General features: G+C 70.9%; 14 protein-coding genes, 1 pseudogene and 1 riboswitch. Of the genes and pseudogenes, 6 read left to right on the top strand and 9 right to left on the bottom strand.

Going from position 1 to position 24,075, the window contains the following annotated elements; translation table 11 throughout:
• Window positions 1-52 precede the first annotated feature (52 nt).
• Window positions 53-1,834, bottom strand: coding sequence for an FAD-dependent oxidoreductase (locus ACN20J_RS42430; protein ID WP_419668042.1), 1,782 nt, complete (start codon window positions 1,832-1,834; stop codon window positions 53-55).
• A 191-nt stretch (window positions 1,835-2,025) separates the two neighbouring features.
• Here ACN20J_RS42430 and ACN20J_RS42425 point away from each other — a divergent pair, with 191 nt between their 5' ends.
• Window positions 2,026-3,804: a helix-turn-helix domain-containing protein gene (locus tag ACN20J_RS42425; RefSeq protein WP_419668041.1), complete on the top strand. Its 1,779-nt coding sequence runs from the start codon at window positions 2,026-2,028 to the stop codon at window positions 3,802-3,804.
• A 198-nt stretch (window positions 3,805-4,002) separates the two neighbouring features.
• Window positions 4,003-5,073 carry a LacI family DNA-binding transcriptional regulator gene (locus tag ACN20J_RS42420; RefSeq protein WP_361917012.1) on the top strand — a complete coding sequence of 357 codons (1,071 nt, stop codon included), beginning with the start codon at window positions 4,003-4,005 and terminating at the stop codon, window positions 5,071-5,073.
• Between the two features lie 48 nt (window positions 5,074-5,121).
• Here ACN20J_RS42420 and ACN20J_RS42415 read toward each other — a convergent pair whose 3' ends face one another.
• From ACN20J_RS42415 to ACN20J_RS42400, 4 genes are all read right to left on the bottom strand, one after another.
• On the bottom strand, window positions 5,122-6,369 hold the full coding sequence (locus ACN20J_RS42415) for an alginate lyase family protein (protein WP_361917015.1): 1,248 nt from the start codon (window positions 6,367-6,369) through the stop codon (window positions 5,122-5,124).
• Window positions 6,370-6,729: 360 nt separating this feature from the next.
• Window positions 6,730-8,484, bottom strand: coding sequence for a putative Ig domain-containing protein (locus tag ACN20J_RS42410; RefSeq protein ID WP_419668040.1), 1,755 nt, complete (start codon window positions 8,482-8,484; stop codon window positions 6,730-6,732).
• 173 nt (window positions 8,485-8,657) lie between these two features.
• A complete protein-coding gene (locus ACN20J_RS42405) occupies window positions 8,658-10,256 on the bottom strand; it encodes a glycoside hydrolase family 43 protein (RefSeq protein WP_190227527.1) in 1,599 nt (532 codons plus the stop codon).
• Between the two features lie 152 nt (window positions 10,257-10,408).
• A complete protein-coding gene (locus ACN20J_RS42400; RefSeq protein ID WP_190227526.1) occupies window positions 10,409-11,290 on the bottom strand; it encodes an aminoglycoside phosphotransferase family protein in 882 nt (293 codons plus the stop codon).
• Between the two features lie 260 nt (window positions 11,291-11,550).
• On the opposite strand from ACN20J_RS42400, the pseudogene ACN20J_RS42395 reads away from it, so the two are divergent.
• Window positions 11,551-12,606: pseudogene (locus ACN20J_RS42395) on the top strand (RNA polymerase sigma factor); the annotation flags it as partial.
• 3 nt (window positions 12,607-12,609) lie between these two features.
• Here ACN20J_RS42395 and ACN20J_RS42390 read toward each other — a convergent pair.
• From ACN20J_RS42390 to ACN20J_RS42375, 4 genes are all read right to left on the bottom strand, one after another.
• Window positions 12,610-15,012, bottom strand: coding sequence for an ATP-binding SpoIIE family protein phosphatase (locus ACN20J_RS42390; protein ID WP_189839419.1), 2,403 nt, complete (start codon window positions 15,010-15,012; stop codon window positions 12,610-12,612).
• A gap of 130 nt (window positions 15,013-15,142) precedes the next feature.
• Window positions 15,143-16,552 carry an NtaA/DmoA family FMN-dependent monooxygenase gene (locus ACN20J_RS42385; protein WP_189839420.1) on the bottom strand — a complete coding sequence of 470 codons (1,410 nt, stop codon included), beginning with the start codon at window positions 16,550-16,552 and terminating at the stop codon, window positions 15,143-15,145.
• 22 nt (window positions 16,553-16,574) lie between these two features.
• The gene (locus ACN20J_RS42380; RefSeq protein ID WP_189839421.1) at window positions 16,575-17,849 is read right to left on the bottom strand and encodes an LLM class flavin-dependent oxidoreductase; all 1,275 of its coding nucleotides are present in this window, start codon (window positions 17,847-17,849) and stop codon (window positions 16,575-16,577) included.
• A 75-nt stretch (window positions 17,850-17,924) separates the two neighbouring features.
• Window positions 17,925-18,047, bottom strand: a complete 123-nt coding sequence (locus tag ACN20J_RS42375) for a putative leader peptide (RefSeq protein ID WP_257678064.1) — start codon at window positions 18,045-18,047, stop codon at window positions 17,925-17,927.
• Between the two features lie 294 nt (window positions 18,048-18,341).
• Window positions 18,342-18,487, top strand: a riboswitch (SAM riboswitch).
• Window positions 18,488-18,697: 210 nt separating this feature from the next.
• Between ACN20J_RS42375 and ACN20J_RS42370 the strand changes: the two genes are divergently transcribed.
• The 3 genes from ACN20J_RS42370 to ACN20J_RS42360 all read left to right on the top strand — a co-directional run bounded on the left by ACN20J_RS42370 (window position 18,698) and on the right by ACN20J_RS42360 (window position 24,067).
• Window positions 18,698-19,423, top strand: a complete 726-nt coding sequence (locus tag ACN20J_RS42370) for a glutathione S-transferase C-terminal domain-containing protein (RefSeq protein ID WP_189839422.1) — start codon at window positions 18,698-18,700, stop codon at window positions 19,421-19,423.
• A 170-nt stretch (window positions 19,424-19,593) separates the two neighbouring features.
• Complete coding sequence (locus tag ACN20J_RS42365; RefSeq protein WP_419668039.1) at window positions 19,594-23,022, top strand: tetratricopeptide repeat protein; 3,429 nt, start codon at window positions 19,594-19,596, stop codon at window positions 23,020-23,022.
• A gap of 184 nt (window positions 23,023-23,206) precedes the next feature.
• The gene (locus ACN20J_RS42360; protein WP_189839424.1) at window positions 23,207-24,067 is read left to right on the top strand and encodes a DUF4394 domain-containing protein; all 861 of its coding nucleotides are present in this window, start codon (window positions 23,207-23,209) and stop codon (window positions 24,065-24,067) included.
• Window positions 24,068-24,075: the final 8 nt, after the last annotated feature.

The raw sequence follows: 24,075 nt of genomic DNA, 5'->3' as shown, positions 1-24,075 counted from the left end.
ACGACACCCACACCACCCCGACGCCCCACGGCCCAACCGGCGGAGCCACCCGCTACCGTCCGAGAATCCGCCGCACGGCGTCCCCCAGCAACTCCTCCGCGTCCCCGGCGGCCGTCGCGTACCGAAACGCCACGTACCCGTCGGGCCGCACGAGCAGCGCACCCGAGTCGGAGACCTCGCTCAACCGCGCCCAGTCGCCGTACGGATCCTCGTACTGCTGCCCGGGCCCGACGACAGCGGTGGCGATGTCGAGGCCGACGGCCTCGGCGGCCCGCACCCAGCAGTCCCCACCGATACCGGTGAACAGGGTGAAACGCCCCTGACCGGCCGCGTCGAGCGTGGACAGGGTCCGGTCCCCGGCCGTGATCCAGGCATGGGGCAGCTTGGCACCGGGCCGCGAGGAGGGCTGGTGGTAGAGCTCGGGGTCGCGGTCGAACCCGGGATCTGCCGTGCCGTCGGGGACGACCGCGTCCGACACGTACCGCTGGTTGAGATCGACGCCGTGCGCGTTGAACTCGTACACCTTGAAGGCGATCGCCTCACGGAGGCGGGCGCGCTGCTTCTCGGCGGCCTCGGTGGCGTCCTTGCGGGCGGCGATGTTGGCCCACAGCTGCTCGGGGCTCTGCGGGGAGAGACCGTCGAGCGCCTCGAAGATCGGCGCGGTCTCGCCGATGGACTTGTTGGCGCGGGTGACGATCTGCCTGCCGACCGGGGCGCGCTCGGCGGTGTACGTGTCGAGGAGCTTCGGCGAGGCGGAGCCGTCGAGGACGAGCCTGAGCTTCCACGCCAGGTTGTACGCGTCCTGGACGGAGGTGTTGGAGCCGAGGCCGTTGGACGGCGGATGGCGGTGCGTGGCGTCGCCCGCGCAGAAGACGCGGCCGTTCGAGTACGTCTCGGCGTACATCTCGTTGACCGTCCACGCCGAGGAGGACTTGATGGTCACGGGGATCTCGTCGTCGCCGACGAGTCTGCGGACGATGGACTCCGCGTACTCGGTGGTGAGGTCGGGGGCGCCCGCGGTCACGTCGTAGCCCCAGACGATCATCCACTCGTTCCAGGGGCGGACGTTGCGGACGAGGCCCGCGCCGATGCCGCCGACGGTGGCGCCCGGGGCGAGCACCCAGTAGAGCGTGGACGGCCGGTGCGCGGTGTACTTGCTCAGGTCGGCGTCGAAGACGATGTTGATGCTGCCGGCCACGCCCATCTGGCCGCCCATCGGCAGCCCGGCGTCCTCGGCGACCTTGGAACGGCCCCCGTCGGCGCCGATCAGGTACTTGGCGCGGATGGTGTACTCGTCCCCGCGCAGCCGGTCCTCGACGGTGACCGTGACTCCGTCGGCGTCCTGGACGAAGGACTTGTAGACCGTGCTGTAGCGGAGGTGGGTACCGCGGGCGACGGCCGCTTCGACGAGCACCGGCTCCATGAGGTGCTGGGGCATGTCGCACATCCGCGTGGGGCTGGCGAGGTCGTGCGCGGCCTGTACGAGGGGGTCGTTGCCCCAGGAGCGGACGCGGCCCAGTTCCTCCCCGGCCAGGCTGGTGCAGAAGGTCGTGTTGCCCATCAGGTGCTGGGGCGTGGCCTGCGCGACGACCTCCTGCTCGACACCGAGGTCGCGCAGGACCTCCATCGTGCGCTGGTTGGTGATGTGGGCCCGGGGTGTGTCGGCGAGGCTCGCGTAGCGGGTGACCACGATGTTGGGCACGCCGTAGGTGCTCAGGGCCAGGGCGGCCGAGGCGCCCGCGGGGCCGCTGCCCACGATGAGTACGTCGGTCTCGACTACGGGCTCGACGTTGTGCACGGGCACGCTCCAGGGGATGAGAACAGCACCAACCATTCATGATCATGGTGCGATGCGCGGGAACGCGGGTGTCTCATTACGAGACACCGACGCGGGTTTACGGGAACCCGTGCGGGTTCGGCGGGGCACGAGTGCGGGTCCGACGGGACACCGGTGCGGGGCGCGGAACAGAGCGGGGGCGCCCCTTTGTTACCTCTTCAACCATGCCCGGTACGGTGGGAGGCGCCGTGACGACCACCGAAGAGTCCCCCGCCCGACCCGCTCTCACGCCGCTGCGCCAGGCGCGAGAGCGGTTCCTCACGGGACGCCCGCTGCCTGACGGAGTGCCGGACGAGATCGTCGCCGCCTGGCGGCGCGCCCGCTTCTTCGGCGTACGGCACGACCTGGCGGAACCCTCCGAGCCCCTGCCTCCTACGCGGTCGGCCCTCCTGACCGCCGCGCGGCCCGTACTCGAACGGCTCGCCCCCGCCCTCGCCTCCGGGCAGTCGTCCCTCGTCCTCACCGACGAGCGGCTGCGCGTGCTCTGGTCGGCCGGGAGCGGGCCCGGCGACGAGAAGTGCCATGACCTGTCCGAGCAGGAGGTCGGGAACAACAGCGCGGCCCTCGCCCTGCGCACCCGGCGTCGCGCGGAGGTGCACGGCCCCGAGCACTTCCTCGACCTGTGGCAGGACGTGTCCGCGGTCAGCGTGCCGGTGCTGGCCCCGGAGAACGGCCAGGTCCTGGGGACGCTGACCGTGGCGTCCGGCCTGTGCACGGGGTGTACGCCGCATCCGGGCGCCGCCCTCGCCGAGGCCACGGCGACGGCCGTGGAGGCGCAGCTGCTGGCCAGGTCCCGTACGACGGAACGCGTGCTGCTCGACGCCTTCCAGCGGGCCGCCGCACGTCCCGGGGCCGCGGTCGTGGCGCTCGACGGCAAGAACCGGCTGCTGAGCGACGCGGCGGCGGGAATGCTGTCGCCGGGCGCGGTGGCGGTCCTGGAGCGGACCGCGGCGACGAACGGCTCGGGACGGGACGACACCGGCCCCGCCGAGGCGTACGACTCGGCACCGAGCAGGAACGGTTCCGCCGCCTACGACCTCGAACTCCCCGACGGCACGGGCACAGCTCATGTCACCCCCGTACGCCACGAGGGCGCGGTCATCGGTGTGGTCGCCGTGGTCGAGCCGCCCGCCGACGAAGCCGTTCGACCGCACACGCAGCAGCCCCGTGTCGCACTCGCCGGGCGCTCGGTGCCGTGGCGTCACGCGACGGCGAAGGCCGCGGAGCTGGCCCGTTCCCGGGAGCCTCTGCTCCTCACCGGGGAGCGCGGCACCGGAAAGACCGCCCTGGCAAGGGAGTTGCTGACGGCGCGCGGGGACCTGGATCCGCTGGTCGTGGACGTGGCGGAGGGCCCGGTCGATGACCCCGGCATCTGGGCGACGGCCCTGGCGAGCGACCGCGCGCTCCTCCTCCGACATGCCGAGCGCCTCGCCCAGGCGGACGTCGCTGCTCTCAACTCCCTGCTCGACGAACGCCCGGACGCGCCTCTGCTCCTCACATTCACGCCCGGTACTCCCGCGGGCCCGTGTCTCCAGCGGCTGCTCGACACCCTGGCCGTCCGCTCGGTGACCCTCCCGGCGCTGCGTGAACGCCCGGACGACATAAGGGAGTTGCTCCCCGAGTTGGCGCCGAGGCCGGTACCGGGACGGCCGCCACTCACCTGGACGCTGGACGCGCTACGGGCCCTGGAACGTCATCCGTGGCCGGGGAACATCACGGAACTCGCCCATCTCGTACGGGCGTTGGCCGAGCACCGCCAGGTGGCGGGCCCTGTGCGGCGCACCGAACTCCCGGACCTCGTCCGGGAGGGGCCCGCGACACGGCAGCTGAGCCCGATGGAGCTCGCCGAGCGCACCGCCATCCTGGAGTCGCTGCGCCGCCACGGCGGCAACAAGGCGCGCGCCGCGGCGGCGTTGGGCATCGCCCGCGCAACGCTGTACCGAAAGCTGCGGGGCTATTCCCTGTGACAACACGGTTCCGCTCCCGATGACAGCAGAGTTCCCCTCCCTGTGACAGCTGAATTCCGACCCCTCCCCGTCCGCCGCTCCCCCTGCTAGCCTCCGGCCCGGGAACCGGTTGCCACGAGCGTTGCCGCACTTCCCAGCGGTGGGGCGCACCCCGGACGGCGGACGAGTCGGTTCCGGGGCGGAACAGAGGGGCGGGTCATGACCAGGAAGACCACCGGCGACATCGCGGGCCGACGCACCATCCGGGACGTGGCAGCGCGGGCCGGCGTATCGGCGTCCACGGTGTCGCGCGTCCTCGGCGGCGACTACCCGGTCAGCACTTCGACCCGTACCCGTGTGATGCGGGCGGTCCGCGATCTCGACTACGTGGCCGACGCCCGCGCCAAGGCCATCGCGGGGGCGGGCACTCCCACGCTCGCGTTCGTCCTGGACGACATCACGGGCCCGTCCTTCGCGCACATGGCGCACGGCGTGGAGCGCGAGGCGACCCGGCTCGGCCATCTGTCCCTCGTGTGCAGCACGGACGGCGACGCCGAACGCCAGCTGGAGTTCATCGAGATGATGCGCGCCCAGCGTGCCGCCGCGGTGATCCTGGTCGGCGGCACCGCGGACACCGCCGAGTACCGCGAACGCATGGCCCGTATCGCGGACTCCCTGGCCTCCGCGGGTTCCCGTCTGGTCCTCTGCGGCCGTCCGCCCCTGGACCCGGGCACGCCGGTGACCGTCATCGAGTACGACAACGAGAGCGGAGCGTACGCGCTCTGCGCCCATCTCCTCGCCCAGGGCCATCGCCGTGTCCTCTTCCTGGGCGGCAAGCCGTCCAACACCACGGCCCAGGGCCGCGAACAGGGCTATCTCGCGGCCCACCGGGCCCGCGGCGTCACCGCGGACCCGGCCCTCCGCCTCTTCGGCGACTTCACCCGCGACTCGGGCCACCGCCTCATCCGTCAGGCCCTCGCTCAGAGCCTCGACTTCACCGCGGTCATGGCGTCCACCGACATGGTCGCCTCGGGAGCCCTGACCGCCCTCCACGAGGCGGGCCTCTCCGTCCCGCAGGACGTCTCGCTGGTCGGCTACGACGACATCCCCTTCGCCCGGGACCTCAATCCGCCGCTGACCACCGTCCACGTCCCCTACGAGGACCTGGGCCGGCTCGCGGTCCGCACAGCCCTGACCCGCACCCCGGACGCCCCCGACGAACACCTGCTCCTGGGCACGCACGTGGTCGTACGCGCTTCGGTGGCACCGCCGTCGGAGGCGCATGAGTGACGGGCGGCGGACACCCGGCGGGCACCCTCAAGTGCCGGTCGACAAGAGCTACTTGGCGTACATCAGCGTCCCGAAACCGAGCTGGTCGAAGCCTCCGCTGTTGGTGCCGTAGTCACCCCCGCCGCCCTCGGGCCGCACGCTCTCGGCGATGGCGGTGATGTACGGGACGGACAGCCCGCGCCGGCGGGCGTAGTGGTAGTGGAGGATGTCCCACACCGGCCTGACCTGCCCCCGGCCCGAGGCTGAGATGACGGTGTGCGACTGCTGGGCACAGTTCTGGCCGGTGCCCCAGGTGTACGTCGTGAAGGGCACGTCCTGTCCGAGGTTGTACTTGGCGACGTACTGGGCGGCCTTCATGAACCGGTTGTCGCCGTAGCCGTACAGGTCGTCGCCCTGGGACCAGGCCATCTCGCAGAAGGCGCCCATCTGGCCCATGCCCATCATGGTGTGGCCCTGATCGCGCCCGCTCTCCTGCCACTGGGCGAGACCCTGCGAGTCGTACACGAACGGAACGGCGTGGTTGATGGAGCCGTTGCCCGCGCCGTTCTTGAAGTAGTTCACGGCCTGGTCGTACTTGGCGGCGTCGTCGCAGAGGATGCCGATCGCCAGGACCGAGTTCATCGTGCAGAGATCCCAGTTGGCCCAGTAGTTGGTGATGCAGGCGTCGTTGTGGTTGTTGAGGAACTGGTTGTTGAGCGGGTAGAAGACGTTGAGCATCATCGTCTTGAACCGTTCGAGGTCGAACCCGCTGTAGCCGCGCATGAGTTCGGCGACGTTGGCGAACTGGTAGCCGTAGATCCCGGCGGCCAGGAAGCGGTCGGCGTTGCCGGTGACCGTGGTGAGCGTGGCCGACCAGGCGTTGAGGATGTCGCGGGCCTTGTCGCCGTGGGCCGTGGTGCCGGCGATCCTCCAGCGCAGGGCGTTCTGGTAGGCGGCGTGGATGTCGTTGTAGAGGATGCCGTAGTTCTCGCCGGTGCCACCGCGGATGATCGTGGCCTGCGGGCGCGGCGTCCAGGTACTGGCGGAGTGGGAGTTGGCGGTCAGCCGGTTCCAGCCGGACAGCCAGGGTTCGTTCCCCGCGGCGACCCGTACCTTGGCCCGGTTGAGTTCGCCGTACGCGTGCAGCATGCCCGGGTGGGTGAAAGTGGCCGGGGCCGCCGCTGCCGTACTGCCGGTGAGGGCCGTGGCGGAGGCGCCGACGGCGAGGGCGGCGGTGAGGCCACCGGCGGTCCTGAGCAGACCGCGGCGGCTCAACTCCGTGCTGGGGAAGTGCTGGTGGGGGGATGTGCGGCTCATTCTGTGCATCTCCAATCCTGGGAAGGATCAGCGGCTCTCAGGCAGCACGGGAGCACACCCGCACTGCGGGAGACCGTTCAGGTGGGGGCGTCACCGAAGCCGGGGATCTCTCCCTCGGCGAGGGGGGTCCGGACGACGCCGTCATCGGGGGAAACGGCCGCGCCGAAGGCAGTCCCGGTGCTTCGGTCACAGCACGGTCGCGGCACGGTGGGGAGGCTGACGGTCGCCGCCACCCACCCCGAGTTGCTGCCGCTTGCCTCCTGCGGGTTGGTGGCGGAGACCGAGCAGTAGTACGTACGGCCCGCCCGTACTGCTCGGTTCGGACGGAAGGCGTTTCCGGTCCCGACACGACCGACTCCCTCACACGTTCCGGACGATGAGCCTGAGGGACTTGGTCGCCGTGCCCGCCGCGTTCGTGGCCGAGACGGTGACCGTGCTGGTGCCGGGCTCCTTCGGGGTCCCGGAGATCAGCCCCGTGTCCTCGTCGATGACCAGGCCCTTCGGCAGCCCCTCGGCGTCGAACGACGTGGGCAGGGCGGTCGCGGTGACGAGGTGGTTGAAGGCGCGGTTGTTCGTGGCCGTCGCCTCGCCCGAGCTGGTGATCTCCGGGGCCGCCGTGGATGCGGCCGTCGCGTCGTCGAGGAAACGGAGGTTCCACACGTGCTCGTTGGCGAACATCGGCACCATGTCAGTGGTCAGGAACCAGCCCGGCTTCTCCATCCTGTCGTGGACGACCGTGCCGTTGACCGTCAGCTTCTGGAAGGTGACGTTCTTGACGGGCCGGTCCGCGTCGTAGCCTGCCAGGACCGCCGTGTCCGCGTGCGTGCCGTCGTACGTCAGGTTCCGCACGTACACGTCCTCGATGCCCCGGCCGGGTGAGGCGTTGTACCGGTTGGCCATCACCCGCAGGTTGACCAGCTGGCCACAGGTGAAGTCCTCGACCCTGACATCCTGGATACGGACGTTCCGTATGAGGTTGGCGTCACCGGGATTGAGGGCGAAGCAGCCCTGGTAGAGCACCTGCGGCTCGCGGTGCTGGAGGACGTCGATGTTGCTCAGGACGATGTTCTCGATGACCTCGGGCTTCTCCGGGTTCCCGTGCGTGCCGATGTTCACCGGGTGCGCGACGTCGGCCCACAGCGTGGAGTCGCGGACGGTGACGTTGCGGCAGTCGCCGTAGTAGTCCCAGCGGTGGGCGTAGACGGCGACACAGTCGTCGCTGTTCCGCATGAAGACGCCCTCGATCAGGACGTCCTCGCTGCTGAACACATCGATCCCGTCGCCCCATTGGCCACAGCTGTACGAGTGCAGGTTGCGGACGGTGACCTGCCGGGACTGGCCGATGGCGCAGGAGTAGCCGCTCTTCGGGTCGAGGACGAGGATGCCGTCGATCTCGATGTTCCTGGAGAACGCCACCGTGGTGCCGCCGTCCGTGTCGTACAGGATGCCCCGGCCGATCAGCCGGGCGTTCTCCACGCTGGTGAAGTCGACCCGTGCCTTGAGCACCGCGCCGCCGGCCAGATAGACCGTCTTCCCGCTGGGCACTTGCAGCACGTTGTCCGGGACGGTGTGGATGCCGGGGCCGAAGTAGAGGACGTCCGGGTCGTCGGCGTCGGGCGACTGGCGCTCGATCGGGTTGGCGTGCAGGTGGAGGTTGTCGTGGAGGTCCCCGTCGATCTCGATGGAGAGGTTGCGCGGTCCGGTGAGGCTGAAGCGGACGGTGTCGCCACTCACCTCGTGCTCGACGGCGTACGACAAGGGGCGGATGCGTACGGAGCCGATGGCGCCCTTGGCGGCGGTGACCTCGATCTCGACCGTGCCGGTGAAGTCCAGGTTGGCGACCGAGGAGTTCCTGACGATGCCCGCGCCGGTCGTCTCGTCGACGGTCCTCGTCCGGGCGCGCAGAACTGGCACGGTCCGCCACCCGCCGCCGGGCGTGCGGGCCTTGACGGAGAAGCTGGTGTTGAGCGGCAGCCCGGTCGGGACGGGATGCACCACGAGCCGGTCGGCGGCCTCGGGCCCGTCCTCCGGCCCGTCCTCCGGTCCGGCGGTGGCGCCCGCCGAGCGGGGAAGGAAGGGACCTCGGCCGAGGGGAGCGACGGCGGGTGAGCGCATCAACTGGTGATCTCCTGCTTCGGGTTGTGTGCGGCGGCGAGCGTGACAACCGGTTTCTATGAGTGGGTGCGCAGAGCTTCTTCCCGTCCGGAATCCGCGTCAAGGGTCTTCGCCGACTTTCGAAAGGAACCGGTGAGCAGACGGGCGTACAGGTCGGCAGGTCGGCAGGTCTTCTACTGCCGGCCGTCGAGCTCCCGCATCTCGAACCAGTCGAAGTCCGCCGGGGTGCGGGTCCCGCCCAGGTCCTGTGCGCAGATGCCGACGAAGGCGCCGGTGAACCGCAATCGGTCGCCGTAGTCGTCGGAGAGCTTGCTCGCGTCCAGGACCGGGCCCACGGCATGCCAGTCCGCACCGTCGGGCGACGCGGAGAAGCGGAGTTCCACGCCGTCGAACCGCGCCCGCAGGTGCACCAACGGCCAGTCGTCCGTGGCCAGTTCGCTGTCCGGAAGCTCTCTGTACGCGCCGTCGTCGGTGAGGACCACGCCCAGGACGCGGCCCCGGTCCTCAGCATGGGTGAGGCGGAGATAGAAGTGCGTCGAGGTGTCGTACCAGCAGATGAGGCCCGCGAGTTGACTGAAGTGCGAGGGGTGGAAGTCGACGACCGTCGTCACCTCGCAGCGCACCGAGGTGAGCCGCCGCGCAACCAGGCTCTGGTCGAACCGCGAGTGCGGGCTCTGCCTGCCTCGCAGTCGCAGATGTCCGGGACGCTCGCGGAGGGTCAGCCAGTCGGGAGTGGCGGGCACGCGGAGTGTGCTCCAACTCCCCTCCAGGGAGGGCAAGTCGAAGTCGTCGCGGGCGACGGGCGGCGCGACCACTCTCGACTCCACCCTCGTGGGCGGCGGGACCTCCAGGCTCGGCCGCCGCCCTCCGTCCGCCAGCCGCAGCCATCCGTCGTCCGTCCAGGTCACGCGTTGCAGGCAGGTCTCCCGGCCGAGTATGCAGCGCGGCCCGTCAAGTGTCTCTACGGGTCTGGAGGCCAGGTGGGCGAGGTACCACTCCCCCTCCGGCGTCTCGACCAGCTCACCGTGTCCGGCCTTCTGCAGCGGCCAGTCCGGGGCGTCACGGGTCGTCAACAGCGAGCCGTCCGGGTCGAGTTCGTACGGTCCGGTCAGCTCGCGCGAGCGGGCCATCAGGATGCCGTGGTTCCAGCCGGTGCCGCCCTCGGCGAGCATCAGGTAGTACCAGCCGTCGCGCCGGTAGACGTTGGGCCCCTCGATCAGCTCCTCGTGGGTGAGGATCGTGCGTGGCAGGCCGATCAGGGCACGCTTGTCGGCGTCGTACTCCTGGAGCAGGATCCCGGCGAAGGACGGGTGGCCGTCGCGCGGGTCCCACTGGATGTTGAGCAGCCAGCTGCGGCCGTCCTCGTCGTGGAAGAACGACGGGTCGAAGCCGGATGAGTTGAGGAACACCGGCTCGGACCACGGGCCGTCGATCGACGGGGCCGTGATCAGGTAGTTGTCGACGTCCTTGAACGGGTGCCCGATGGTCCGCACGATGCTGTACACGAGCCAGAACCGGCCCTCGTGGTGCGAGAGCGAGGGCGCCCACACACCCGCCGAGTCGGCGACTCCGCGCAGGTCGAGCAGCTCGGGCCGGTCCAGGATGTGACCGGCCCGCTCCCAGTGGACGAGATCGGTCGAGCGGTGCACAGGTACGCCCGGGAACCATTCGAAGGTGGAGGTGGCGAGGAAGTACTCCCCGCCGACCCGCAGGATGCTCGGATCCGGGTGGAATCCCGGCAGCACGGGGTTGCTGATACGGCCCACGGTCATGCAGTTCCCTTCACACGGAGTCCGCCACGCCTCGCTGAGGCGCGCTCAATGTAGGAACCGGTTGCTGCGGGGTCAACGCTCCCATCGCGCGAGCACCACTATTCGAAACTTTCGCTGGGCACTTGGGCGCGCCCCGTCACGGGCGCGCCCCGTCACCCCTTGCCCGTCCCGGCCCAGCGCTCCAACGCCACCGAGGCGATGACCAGTTGAGACGGATCGATCGCCGTCTTGCCGTCCTCGATGCCCCACAGGGTGTTCTGCAGGATGCGGCCCAGCGTCCAGCCACCCGCCCGCTGCCGGTCGAGGCCGACCGTCTCGGTCAGCACGTCGAAGCGGCGGAGCACCGCGCGGGCCTCGTCGCCGGTCGCCGTCACCGCGTCCCAGCGGCTGTCCAGCGCGGGCCACAGGTCGAACCCCGGGTCTCCGGCGAGGGGTTCGGGATCGATGGCTAGCCAGGGTTCCCGCTGCCCGGCGAGGACGTTGTCGTAGTGCAGGTCCCAGTGGAGCAGCCGGTCCCCCGCCTCGCCGACGAGTTCGGCCACGGCGGACGCGCAGATACGCAGCAGACGCCGGTCGGCGGGGTCGCGGAGGGCGGGCAGCGCGTGCGGCACCTGGTCGAGCATCGCGGCGGCGATGTCGGAGAGCCGTCGGACGCCGTCCGGCGCCGGCACCGCGACCAGGCGCGCCAACAGGCCGGCGAGGATCCGCAGAGCGGTGTCGTCGTCGGTCAGCGACGACAGCGGCGTCGCCTCGTCCAGTCGCTCCAGCAGCATGGTGCCGGTGTGCGGGTCGTGGTCGAGCAGACGCACCGCGCCCTCGCCGTTCCACACCCGCAGTCCCAGCGCGGCGCCCGCGTTGTCCTCGCTGAGTTCCTGGAACTTCAGGACCGCGGGCGTGCCGTCCGCGCGGGTCACCGGCAGGACGACGGAGGCCATCCCGCGTGCCGTCGGGCCGTCCGGCGTCAGTGACCAGCGGTTCAGGAAGTGCCCGGCGGCGAACTTTTCGGGGATCTCCCCGGAAGTCTGTGTGCTCATCGGTGTCGGAGTATGACCTCACGCCGCCCCTGCGGGCCACGGAATATTGGGCGTTCAGAATCCGTCGGGAAAATCAACAGCGCGGACGACGTGATTCATGTCACCCACATTTCGAGGCAATGCGGGGCCGCCGACCGGGGCTCCGGCGGGTGTACCGTAATGGGGCGAGCCTGATGAAGATTTCCCACGCCGAGCAATCAGCACCGTGGACGACAAGAATTCAGGATTCCTGAAGACCGAAGGTCTTGCTCGACATTGTTGAGTTTGCACAAAGAACTGAGGCACGGGAAGAGATGTTGACCGCAATGGAGACGGATACCCCAGAACAAGGGCAGGAGACTCTTCTGGTGTCTCCGGACTACGACGCCGACGCTCCCGAGCCCCGGCTCGGCTCCGACGGTGCCTCCGTCGATCCGGTCCGGGACTACCTGAAGGTGATCGGCCGGGTCCGCCTCCTCAGCGCCGCACAGGAGGTCGACCTCGCCAAGCGGATCGAGGCCGGCCTGTTCGCCGAGCACAGGCTCGAAGAAGATCCCGATCTCGATCCGGCGTTCCGGCACGAGCTGAAAATCCTTGTCGAGGACGGCCACCGGGCGAAATCCCACCTCATCGAGGCCAACCTCCGCCTGGTCGTCTCCATCGCCAAGCGTTATACGAGACGGGGTCTCACTTTTCTGGACCTGATCCAGGAGGGCAACACGGGTCTGATTCGGGCCGTTGAAAAGTTCGACTACGTCAAGGGTTTCAAGTTCTCGACCTACGCCACCTGGTGGATCAGGCAGGCACTGACACGGGCCCTGGCCGACCAGAGCCGCACGATCCGTATTCCGGTCCACGCGGTGGAGGTCATCAACAGAATGGCCAGGCTCCGCCGGGAGATGCTTCAGGAACTGGGCGTCGAACCCACGGTGGGGCAGGTGGCGGAGCGGATGGAGCTGCCCGTCTCCAAGGTCATCGAGCTCGACAGCTACACCAAGGACCCCGTCTCCCTGCACCTGCCGCTCGGCGAGGACGGCGGCAGCGAACTGGGCGACGTCATCGAGGACAGCGAGAGCATCTCCCCCTTCGACGCGGTGACGTTCCTCCTGCTCAAGGACACCATCCAGGAGATCCTCGCCCATATGACCCCGCGCGAGGCAGGCATCATCACCCTGCGCTACGGGCTTCTCGACGGGCAGGCGAAGACCCTGGAGGAGATCGGCCAGGTCTACGGAGTCACGCGCGAGCGCATCCGCCAGATCGAGTCCAAGACGATGTCGAAGCTGCGCCACCCGTCCCGCTCACAGGCCCTGCGCGACTACGTGGGCCTCGACTGAGCCTCACTGAACCGGCAGTGCCTGCTCGGCCCAGATCGTCTTTCCGGTGCCGCTCGGACGTGTGCCCCAGCGGTCGGTGAGCTGCGCGACGAGCAGCAGGCCCCGGCCTCCCTCGTCGAAGGTGCGGGCCCGGCGCAGATGGGGCGAGGTGCTGCTGGCGTCGGAGACCTCACAGATGAGCGTGCGGTCGCGGATGAGTCTGAGCTGGATCGGGGAGCCGCCGTAGCGGATGGCGTTGGTGACCAGTTCGCTCACGACGAGTTCGGTGACGAAGGCGGCCTCGTCGAGCCCCCAGCGCGTCAGCTGCTCGGTGGCGTACTGCCGGGCCGTGCCGACCAGCGCCGGATCGGACTCCAGGTCCCAGACGGCCACCTGGTCGGCGTCCAGGGCGCGGGTACGGGCCAGGAGCAGCGCCACGTCGTCGGCGGGGCGCTGCGGAAGCAGGGCCTTGAGGACGTTGTCGCAAGCGTCTTCCAGATTCCGGGCCGGGGCGGCCAGCGCGGTGCAGAGGGCGGCGGTGCCCACGTCCACATCGACATCGCGGGCCTCGACGAGACCGTCCGTGTAGAGGGCGAGGACGGCGCCTTCGGGCACGTCCAGCTCCGTGGCCTCGAACGGGAGGCCACCGACGCCGAGCATCGGTCCCGCGGTGACCTCGACGACCTTCACCGTCCCGTCCGGGAGCAGCACGACGGGCGGCGGGTGGCCGGCGGAGGCGACGGTGCAGCGGCGGGACACCGGGTCGTACACCGCGTACAGGCAGGTGGCGCCGATCTCGCCGATCATCGCGCTCTCGTCGGCCGCGAGGTGTCCGACCAGGTCGTCCAGGTGTGTGAGCAGCTCGTCCGGCGGCAGATCGACATCGGCGAGGGTCCAGACCGCCGTACGGAGCCGACCCATGGTGACGGAGGCGTGCAGGCCGTGTCCGACGACGTCTCCGACGACCAGCGCCACCCTGGTCCCGGACAGCGGGATCACGTCGAACCAGTCGCCGCCCACTCCCGCCTGCGACAGCGCCGGAAGGTATCGGGAGGCGAACTCGACGGCCGCCTGCACCGCCATCACCTGGGGCAGCAGGCTGCGCTGCAGGGCCAGCGCGGTGGTGCGCTCGCGGGTGTAGCGGCGGGCGTTGTCGACGCAGACGGCCGCCCGGCTGGCCAGTTCCTCGGCCAGCGACACGTCGTCCAGGTCGAAGGCGTCGGGATGCTCGGGCGTGAGGATCCGTACGAAGACGGCCACGCCCAGTGTCGTGCCGCGTGCCACCAGCGGTACGGCCATCAGCGACAGCTCGTGGTCCTCGCTCTCGCGCAGCTTGGCGGAGCGGGCACCGTGCTGGGCGAACCAGGTGTCGAGGCCGCTGTCGCCGCTCCGGGTGAGCACCGGCTCGCCGGTGGCCAGGGCGCGGGCGGGCGGGGAGAAGGCCGGGTAGATGTCGGCGGCACCCAGGTCGATGGCCGCCTCCGGCACACCGGGGGTGCCGGAGTGGTGGGCGACCCGGCGCAGCTCCACGCCGCCCTCCACCGGTCCTGTCACGGGTTCCTCGCCCTGGAGCACCGAGTCCAGCAGGTCGACGCTGGCGAAGTCGGCGAGCCGGGGCACGGCCAGTTCGGCGAGTTCACGGGCTGTCTGGATCACGTCGAGCTTGGTGCCGATGGACCCGGCGGCCTCGTTCAGCAGAGCCAGCCGCTGCCGCGCCCAGTACTGCTCGCTGCTGTCGAACCCGGCGAGCGCGGTGCCGAGCAGCTCTCCGGCCCGGTCCCGCACCGGCCACATCTCGAAGCTCCAGGCGTGCATGCGACGGCCGGACGGTGAGCGGGTCCAGCTCTCGTAGTGCACCGGCTGCCCGGTCTCGGCGACGATCTCCAGATGGCGCAGGAAGCCGCGGCTGTGCTCGGCGTTCTCCACGGTGTCGGGGAAGTACCGGTACTGGAACGCCTCCTCGGGCTGCCCCATGACCTGGCACGCGAAGTCGTTCATCCGCAGATAGCGCTGCCCGGTGTCGAAGATCGACATGGACATCGACGCCTGCTTGAAGGCCAGCTCGCCCAGGGTCCGCTCGCCGGCGATTCCCTCGCCCGCGTCCGGGGTCGCGGTGACGACGAACCCCGGCCGCCGCTCCTTCCCGCCCCGCAGCGAGCACATCCGCAGCGCCAGCTCCAGCCGCCGCCCGTCCTTGTGGCGTACGGCAACGACCGCGTCGCCGTGTGTCAGCAGAGCCCGCCGGGCCGCCGCGGGGTCCCCCGCCACCAGCTCCGACGCCGGCCGCCCGGTCACGTCCTCGGCCGTGTACCCCGTCAGCAGCCGCGCGCCCTCGCTCCAGCCCGTGACATCGCCGCTCGCGTCGACCACCGCCATGGCGTCACCGGCCGTGGCCGCCGGTCCTCCGTCGCGCGGCAATGTCACCATGTGTACAAGAATGGTCCCTTTCGGCATCCACATCAAGCCAGATGACCGGTTTCGACCCCCACTCCCCGGTCTCGCGCCGTGGTCTTGTGCCGTGGTCTCGTGCTTACCCGATCGAGATGACCCCGTACGTTCACGAGGCCACCCGCTCACCCCGCTCACCGAGGTCGGCGCCACCGGCATCGGCACTCGTACGGGCATCGGGATGGGCCAGGCCCAGGTGGTCGCGCAGGGTCGTGCCCTCGTACTCCGTACGGAACACTCCGCGCTCCTGGAGCAGCGGGACCACCGTGTCGGCGAAGGCGTCGAGGCCGCCGGGGGTGATGTGCGGGACGAGGATGAAGCCGTCGCTCGCGTCGGCCTGGACGAAGTCGTCGATGGTGGCCGCGACCGTGGCCGGGGAGCCGACGAAGGCCTGGCGGTTGCCGGTCTCGATGACCAGGTCGCGGATGGACCAGTTGTTGGCGGAGGCCCGCTCCCGCCACTCGCGGGCGGTGGCCAGCGGGTCGCGGTACATACGGACCTGGGCCCGGCCGCGCGCGATGGTGTGCTCGCCGAGGTCGGGGTCGATGTCGGGCAGCGGGCCGTCGGGGTCGTACGCGGACAGGTCGCGGTTCCAGACGAACTCCAGGTGCTTGATGGCGGTCGCCCCGCTGACCTGCTGGCGGCGCACCTCGCGGGCCAGTTCCTCCGCCTCGGCGTCCGTGTCGCCGAGGACGAAGGTCGCGGCGGGCAGGATCAGCAGCTGGTCGGGCGTACGGCCGTAGCGGGCCAGGCGTCCCTTGACGTCCGTGTAGAACGCCTGGCCGTCCTTGAGGGTGGCGTACCGGCTGAAGATCGCGTCGGCGCCCGCGGCGGCGAACTCGCGCCCCTCCTCGGAGTCGCCTGCCTGGAAGATCACCGGGCGGCCCTGCGGGGAGCGCGGGACGTTGAACTGCCCCTCGATGTCGAAGTGTTGGCCCTGGTGGACGAAGGCGCCGGCCTTCGCGTCGCGCAGGAAGGTGCCGGTGTCCTGGTCGGCGACGATCTCGTCCCCGTGCCAGGAGTCGAAGAGTTCGTTCGCGGTGGCCAGGAACTCCTTGGCCCGGGAGTAGCGCTCGTCCTGCGGGAGGAAGCCGCCGCGGCGGAAGTTCTCGCCGGTGAAGGCGTCCCAGGAGGTGACGACGTTCCAGGCGGCGCGTCCGTCCGAGAGGTGGTCGAGGCTGGCGAACTGGCGGGCCACCTCGTAGGGCTCGTTGAACGTGGAGTTGATGGTTCCGGTCAGGCCGAGGTGCTGGGTGACGGCGGCGAGCGCGGTGAGGACGGTGAAGGTGTCGGGTCGGCCGACGACGTCCAAGTCGTAGATTCTTCCGCCCTGTTCGCGCAGTCGCAGCCCTTCGGCGAGGAAGAGGAAGTCGAACTTGGCGCGCTCGGCGGTCCGCGCGAAGTGCACGAAGGAGCTGAACTCGATGTGGCTGCCGGCCTCCGGGTCGCTCCAGACGGTGGTGTTGTTGACGCCGGGGAAGTGGGCGGCCAGGTGGATCTGCTTCAGCGGCTTGCTCATGGTCCTGCGGTCTCCGTCCGGCTCAGGCGGTGGCGTTGGCAGCGGCGGTGGCGTCGGCGGCAGCGGCGCCGGTGGCGTTGCCGTTGGCGGCGTAGCGGTTGGCCGGGCGGGCGAGCCCGAGCAGTCCGCGCAGGGTGTCGGCCTCGTAGGCGCTGCGGAAGGCGCCCCGGCGCTGGAGTTCGGGGACCAGGCCCCGGGTGATGGCCGGCAGGTCGTGCCCGAGGACGGCGGGGCGCAGCCGGAAGCCGCTCAGCCCGGCCGACCACAACTCCTGGAGCAGGTCGGCGAGTTGGGCGGGTGTGCCGGTGAAGACGCGGGCGTCGCTGGTGAACGGCTGCCCCGCGAGGGCGTCGAGACGGTCCTTGTGGGCGGCCGCGGCGGCCGGATCCTCGTCCAGGAAGACCACCAAGTCACCGAAGACGTGCAGGGGTTGGTCCGCGCGGCCGACGAGGGTCTGTTCGGCGCGGATCTCGGCGACGATCGCGCGGGCCTGTTCGGTGTTGTGCGGGGTGACGTAGCCGACGTCGGTGGCGCGGGCCACCAGCCGGTACGGGACGGTCTGGTGCGCGAGGGCGCTGACGACGGGCTGACCCTGGGGCGGACGCGGGGTGATGGAAGGCCCCTTGACGCTGAAGTGCGGGCCCTCGAAGTCGATGTAGTGGAGCTTGTCGCGGTCGACGAAGCGGCCGGTGGCCACGTCCCGGATCTCGGCGTCGTCCTCCCAGCTGTCCCAGAGTCTGCGTACGACCTCGACGTAGTCGGCCGTCTCGTCGAAGAGTTCGGTCACCACGTCCTGGGTGGCCGGGCTGTCGTAGGCGTCCAGGCGGGGCAGCGTACGGCGGCCGAAGTGCGCCGCCTCGTTCTGTCGTGCCGTCAACTGCACGCGCAGGCCTGCCCGGCCGCCACTCACATAGTCGAGGGTGGCGATGGCCTTGGAGATGTGGAACGGCTCCGTGTGGGTGGACACCACGGTCGGCACCAGACCTATGTGGCGGGTCAGCGGGGCGATGCGGGCGGCGACGAGAACGGCGTCGAGCCGGCCGCGGACCTGGTCGGTCCGCCCGTCCGGCTCGATGAAGTGCGAGGACTGCAGTCCGAGGCCGTCCTCGAAGGTCACGAAGTCGAGGAGACCGCGCTCGGCCTCGGCGACGAGGTCGGCCCAGTACTGGGCAGTGAAGAGTTCGCGCGGGCGGGCCACCGGTTCGCGCCAGGCGGCGGGGTGCCAGCCGGCGCCGTCGAGCGCCACGGCGAGGTGCAGATGCGCGGAAGTGGGCAGGGCAGAAGGTGCTGAGGACACGGGAGGTGTGCCTTCCTGATCGACCGTACGAGAAGGCCGGCCCTCACCGAAGGGCGCGACCGCGTGGGATACAGGTCAGGAGCAACAGAGCGCGCCGGCGACGCGCAACAGGTCGATGTGCGGCCGGGAGTAGAGGCGTACGCGATGGAGCGGGGCGGCCTTCGGGACGCTGCGGCGGGACACCGTTCGCGCTGGCACTTGCGTCACCTCCGCCCTTCCTGCTCGGCGGACCAGGGGTCCGGCCGACCTCGCGTTCGCGGGCCCTCGATCGGGCACCGCCTCGTCGTCAACGGGCACAACAGTACGGCTGTGCCTTTTCTTCCGGCCATGGGGAGTTCTTTGTCGGCGGGGGTTCCTCATCACGAGGTGCGAAGCCAGTGCGACGCCGGTGCGACACGAGTGCAGGGCGCGAAGCCGGTCCGGCGGCCGGATGCCCAGTTGTTGAGACGCCGTCTTGACGGCCCCGCGGACCGCATCAACACTGGCGGGGACGGTCACGATTGCCAGCGCCCGTCGTGCGGGGATTCCCCGTTCGTGCGGTCATCGGCCCCGGCCCGCTGGCAGGCAACCCTTCCACCGCGACGGGGTGCCCCGGGTGACGACCGGGTTCCGCCGGAGCGGCGGGGCAAGCGTGGTCTCGCGTCTCGCGAGCCCCGACGGCAGGACCGGTGGGAATTGTCCAGGAACGGCTTGACGAGGCGCCTGCACATCGATTTGTCGCGTGTCTCCAGCGCTTACTGATCCGCTACACGTCCGACCGATCCGGACCTGTACGGCAGCGCAGTCACTCCGTTCCGCCACTGGCGCCCACGAGGCGGCCAGGGCCTCCGCGTTCCCCCTGGAGAGTCATGCCCGAGACAGTTTCCCGCGGTTCCAGCAGCACTGACACCTTCACCACGACGGCCTCCCGCGCAACCGCCTCCCATTCCTCCGGCCCCCACCCATCGGCCTCCCACTCGTCCGGCTGCGGCACGGCCGCCGGTGGCACGCCCGCCCCCGCTCCGGCCGCCCGTCCGCACCGCTTCCGCGGCCGTATCGGCGTGGGTCTCGCGGGCGGCTTCTACCCTGCGCCGCACCGCTATCAGCTGTACCTGTCCGAGGCCTGTCCCTACTCGGGGCGCGTGGCGGTCGTCCTCGACCTGCTCGGCCTCACGGGCTCGCTCACCACCACGGTCCTGAAGCTCCCCGCCGAGACACCCGAGGCCTTCGCATCGCTGCGCGGCGCCTACGAGGCGACCTGGCACCACTACGACGGCCCGCTCACCGCGCCCGCGCTGTGCGACCGCTGGAGCGGACGCGTCGTCAGCAACCACGCCCCCGACATCCTCCGCGACCTCGCCGGCCTGCTCGCCGACGGGGCATGTGCGTCCGCACTGGATCGGCTCGACCGGCAACTCGCCCGCCGGCCCTACGTGTCGGGCGACGAACTCGGCACCGCGGACAGGGACCTCTGGGTGACGCTCACCCACCTCGACCACTTCGACGCGGCCGGCACCCTCGCCGCGTACCGCCACATCGAGGAGTACGTACGACGCCTCGGCGATCACCCGGACCTCTCCGTCGACGAGCGTTGACCGCTGAGCGCTGAGCGCTGACCGCCGAGCGCCGAGCGCCGAGCGCAGACCCACGGGCCGATGCGGCCAACTGCGCGGCAGTGGGCCTGAATACGCCTTCCGGATATGCAGAAAACGAGGATAGAGAAAGGGAATGGTGAGGGAGTTGTAAAACGGCGGGCGGGGGACGCATGCGCATTCAGGTACTCGGGCCGGTCTGCGCCTGGCGGGACGCCACCCGCCTCGACCTCGGTTCGCCCCAGCGCCGCGCGGTACTCGCCCTGCTCGCCGTGTCCCGTGGACAGCAACTGCCGTTCTTCGGACTCGCGGACGCGCTGTGGGGCGAGCACCCGCCGGCGACCGCGTCGAACGTCGTCCAGACCCACATCAAGCACCTGCGCCACCTGCTCGAACCGGACCGCCCACCACGCGCTCGAAGCACGCTGCTCCCCCGGCTCGGCGACGGCTACGCGCTGCGCGTCCCGTACGACGCCATCGACCTGCTGCGCTTCAGGGCCCTGGTCGCCGGGGCGGTGACCGTACGACGGGACGGGCGGGGCGGCGGCCAGGAACGGGCCGCCGCGCTGCTCGCCGACGCGCTCGGGCTGTGGCAGCAACCGCCCCTCGCGGACCTGCCCTTCCTCTCCGCACACCCGGTGGTCGTCGCGCTGGCGGAGGAACGTCGAGGGGCGGTCGCCCAGTACGGCGAGGCCATGATCGCGGCGGGCCGGAGCGCCGACGCGCTGCCCGTCCTGGAGGAGGCCGCGGTCGCGCAGCCGCTGGACGAGGACGCCCAGGCGAGGCTGATCCGGGCGTACGAGGCAGTCGGGCGACGTGACCAGGCGGTCGCCGTCTACCGGCGGAGCCGCCGTCGGCTGGCCGACGAACTCGGCGTCGACCCCGGCCCCGCGCTGGCCGAGGCGTATGCCGCCCTGCTGCGCCGCCGCACCCGGCCCCCCGCTCCCGGCGCCGGGCACGCTCCCCGCGACGCCGCCGGTGGCCCTGTCACGGCAAGCGCCGCCGAGTTGCCCGCGCAGGTGCCCGCCCACGTACCCCCGTACCCGACTTCGGCGCACCGATTACCCGCGCAACTACCCGCGGACGTACCCGACTTCGCGGGCCGTGACCCCGAACTGTCCGCACTGGACCGGCTGCTGGCCGCGGCGGCGGACAGCCCGACGGCCGGGGCCGTCTCGGTCGTCTCCGGCACGGCCGGGGTGGGCAAGACCGCACTGGCCGTGCACTGGGCGCACCGCACCCGGCACCGCTTCCCCGACGGCCAGCTCTACGTCAACCTCCGCGGCTACGACCCGGACCGCCCCATGCCTCCCGGCGACGCCCTCACTCGGTTCCTCACCGTGCTCGGGGTCCCCGGTGACGCGGTCCCGCTCGACGTCGACGACCGCGCGAGCCGGTTCCGGACCGAACTGGCAGACCGGCGCATGCTGTTGGTCCTGGACAACGCCCTGTCCGAGGAGCAGGTCCGCCCGCTGCTTCCCGGCTCGCCGGCCTGTTCGGTCGTGGTCACCAGCCGGGACAGCCTCGCAGGACTGGTGGCCCTGCACGGCGCCCGCCGTATCGCCCTGGGCCCGCTGCCGCCGCCCGACGCGGTCGCCCTGCTGCGCACACTCGTCGGAGCGCGCGTCGACACCGAGCCGGGTCCTGCCGCCGCCCTGGCCGAACAGTGCGCGCGTCTCCCGCTGGCGCTCCGGGTCGCGGCCGAACTCGCCGTCGCCCACCCGTCGTCGCGATTGGCAGACCTGGTGGCTGAGCTTGCCGACCAGCAGCGGCGGCTCGATCTCCTGGACGCGGGCGGCGACCGGCGTGCGGCCGTGGAGGCGGTGTTCTCCTGGTCGTACGAACGCCTCCCGGCCCCGGCCGCCCGCACCTTCCGCCTGCTGAGTCTGCATCCGGGACCGGAGGCGGACGCGCATGCGGTGGCGGCGCTGATCGGCGAGACGCCGGGCGAAGCGATGACCCGTGTGGCGGGTGAGGAGCGGACCCATACGCCGGGCGAAGCAACGACCCCAGCGCCGGGCGAGCGGCCGACTCCTGTGCTGGGCGAAGCAACGGCCCCTGCGCCGGGCGAGGGGGCCACTCGTGCGCCGGGCGACGCACCGCCCCCTGTGCCGAGCGAAGAACCGACCCTTGCGCCGGGCGCCACGCGGGCAGAGAGACCCGGGCACGTGCCGAGCGCCTCGTCGGGCCAGGTGCCCGGCAGCAGGCCACGCCACACGCCGGAACACGTGCCGGGTCGGACGCCGGAGCTCCACACGCCAGGTGCCGTACCGGGCGACGAACCCGCAGGCGCCGGTGACAGTCCGCCCCGCGCCGCCGGGACCCTGGCGCTGCTGGCCCGTGCCCACCTCCTTCAGCCCGCCCGGCCGGGCCGGTTCGGCACGCACGACCTGCTGCGTGCGTACGCGTTCCGCCTGACCCGTACGCATGACTCCGAGGCCGAACGGCAGGCCGCGCTGGTCCGTCTCTTCGACCACTACCTCGGCACGGCCGCGGCGGCCATGGACACGCTCTACCCGGCCGAGCGGCACCACAGGCCCGCGGTCGCAGCATCCGTCCATGTCCCGTCCGTCGTCGGCGACGCGGACGCGGCACGGGCGTGGCTGGACGCCGAGCGGCCGACACTGGCCGCCGTCTGCGCGGTGGCCGCGGACCGCGGAAGCCCCCGGCACGCCGTCCGCCTGGCAGCCCTGCTGTTCCGCCACCTCGACTCCGGTCACCACACCGAGGCGCTGGAGATCCACCGCCACGCCCTGCGGGCCGCCGAGACGCTCGGTGACCTGGGCGGACAGGCCCACGCGCTGACCAACCTCGGGGTCGTGCACTGGCGGCTCGCCGACGCGGGATCGGCCGAGGACCATCTCGTACGGGCCCTCGAACTGCACCGCAGGACGGGCGACCGGGCGGGGCGGGCCAGGACCCTGTCCAACCTCGGCAACGTCCACTGGCGGCTGGGCAGCCTCCGCGACGCCGCGCACGACCATCAACAGGCCCTCACCCTCTACCGGGAGACCGGCGACCAGGTGGGACAGGCGCGCACCCTCACGAACCTCGGCAATGTGTGTCTGCGGCTGGGCGAGTACGAGCAGGCGGCCGACCACCAACGGCAGGCCCTCGCCCTGCACGATCTGACCGGTGACCGGATCGGCCGCGCCCGCACCCTCTCCCACCTCGGCAACGCCCTTCTGCGGCTGGGCCGTTCGGAGTCCGCGGCCGAGTGCCAGGAGCAAGCGCTCACGCTCTTCCGGCAGTTGGGGCACCACGGCGGGGAGGCGTACGCGCTGTCCGGACTCGGCGACATCCGGCTGGGGCAGGGCGAGTTGGAGGCCGCCGTCACCTGCCAGCGGCGGGCCCTCGAACTGTTCCGTGAGAACGGTGAGGGCTACGGCGAGGCGTCGGCGCTCAACGGCCTGGCCGAGGCGCTGCACGGCAGCGGCCGTCACGACGAGGCGCTCGACCACCACTCCACCGCGGCGACGGTCGCGGCCGTCACCGGTGAACACGACCAGCTGGCACGGGCGCACGCGGGCGCCGAGCGCGCCCGCCGGGCCCTGGGGTCGTGGGTGGCGGCCACCGCGGCGTCGACCACTTCGGGGCCGTGAACCCGCAGAGCCCCCGGAGCCCTCGGAGCCCTCGCCGGTCGACCGTTCAACCACCGTCCAGTGGACGTCCAGTCCTGCCCCATAGCTTGCCGTCGCCGCCTGTCGCTCCGGCCTTACGGGCCAGGCGGCAACACCTCTGCCACAGCGCGCGCTCGCGCTCACGCCGACCGAGAAGGAAATAGCGATGAAAGCAGGGCTCAAGAAGAGACTGGCCGCGGCGGTCGCGGCCGCGTCCGCCATGGCGGCACTCGTCGTGGCGACGCCGGGCACCAGCCACGCGGCGCCGCCCCGTCTGCTGGCGTTCGGCATCTCGGCCGACGGTACGCTGATGGCCGCGTTCAACACCGACGACCCCGGCACGCTCAACTGGTTCAAGCGCATCGACGGGCTCGTCGGCGACACCGCCGTCGTCGGGCTCGACTTCCGCGTACAGAACGGACTGTTGTACCTGGTCGGCAACAAGGGCGGCATCTACACGGTCCAGATCCCGCCCGCGGTCCCGAACCCGCTGGTCACCAAGGTCTCGCAGCTCAGTGTTCCGCTGCAGGGCACGAACTTCGGTGTCGACTTCAACCCCGCGGCCGACCGGTTGCGGATCATCAGTGACACCGGTCAGAACCTGGCGCACAACCTCGCCAACAGCAGCACCGCCACGAATACCCCCCTGACCACGGACGGGGCGACGACCCACGGCGTCACCGGAGCGGCCTACACCAACAACGACCTGAACTCGGCCACCGCGACGACGCTGTTCGACATCAACACGACCTCGGACCAGGTCGTCATCCAGTCGCCGCCCGCCAACGGCCTGCTGGTCCCGACCGGCTCACTGGGCTTCGACGCCGGTGTCAACGCGGGCTTCGACATCTTCAGCGATCTGAGCGCAGGCAAGACGATCTCGAACACGGCCTTCGCCACCCTGACCCCGGCCGGTGCCTCGACGTCGACGTTCTACACCGTCGACGTGCTCACCGGAGCCACGACCAGTGTGGACCAGTTCCCCATAGCCATCACCGACGTCGCCGTCTCGCTCGACATGAGCTGACACTTTCG

This window comes from Streptomyces sp. 2-1 (assembly GCF_048564895.1).
Lineage (GTDB): Bacteria > Actinomycetota > Actinomycetes > Streptomycetales > Streptomycetaceae > Streptomyces > Streptomyces phaeochromogenes.
The sequence above is the reverse complement of the archived record's forward strand: the minus strand, read 5'-3'. Positions and strand labels throughout refer to the sequence as shown.

Coding starts and splice junctions, on each gene's coding strand:
- ACN20J_RS42430 (WP_419668042.1), bottom strand. CDS start 1,834: ATGGTTGGTGCTGTTCTCATCCCCTGGAGCGTGCCCGTGCACAACGTC.
- ACN20J_RS42420 (WP_361917012.1), top strand. CDS start 4,003: ATGACCAGGAAGACCACCGGCGACATCGCGGGCCGACGCACCATCCGG.
- ACN20J_RS42415 (WP_361917015.1), bottom strand. CDS start 6,369: ATGAGCCGCACATCCCCCCACCAGCACTTCCCCAGCACGGAGTTGAGC.
- ACN20J_RS42410 (WP_419668040.1), bottom strand. CDS start 8,484: ATGCGCTCACCCGCCGTCGCTCCCCTCGGCCGAGGTCCCTTCCTTCCC.
- ACN20J_RS42405 (WP_190227527.1), bottom strand. CDS start 10,256: ATGACCGTGGGCCGTATCAGCAACCCCGTGCTGCCGGGATTCCACCCG.
- ACN20J_RS42400 (WP_190227526.1), bottom strand. CDS start 11,290: ATGAGCACACAGACTTCCGGGGAGATCCCCGAAAAGTTCGCCGCCGGG.
- ACN20J_RS42390 (WP_189839419.1), bottom strand. CDS start 15,012: ATGGTGACATTGCCGCGCGACGGAGGACCGGCGGCCACGGCCGGTGAC.
- ACN20J_RS42385 (WP_189839420.1), bottom strand. CDS start 16,552: ATGAGCAAGCCGCTGAAGCAGATCCACCTGGCCGCCCACTTCCCCGGC.
- ACN20J_RS42370 (WP_189839422.1), top strand. CDS start 18,698: ATGCCCGAGACAGTTTCCCGCGGTTCCAGCAGCACTGACACCTTCACC.
- ACN20J_RS42365 (WP_419668039.1), top strand. CDS start 19,594: ATGCGCATTCAGGTACTCGGGCCGGTCTGCGCCTGGCGGGACGCCACC.
- ACN20J_RS42360 (WP_189839424.1), top strand. CDS start 23,207: ATGAAAGCAGGGCTCAAGAAGAGACTGGCCGCGGCGGTCGCGGCCGCG.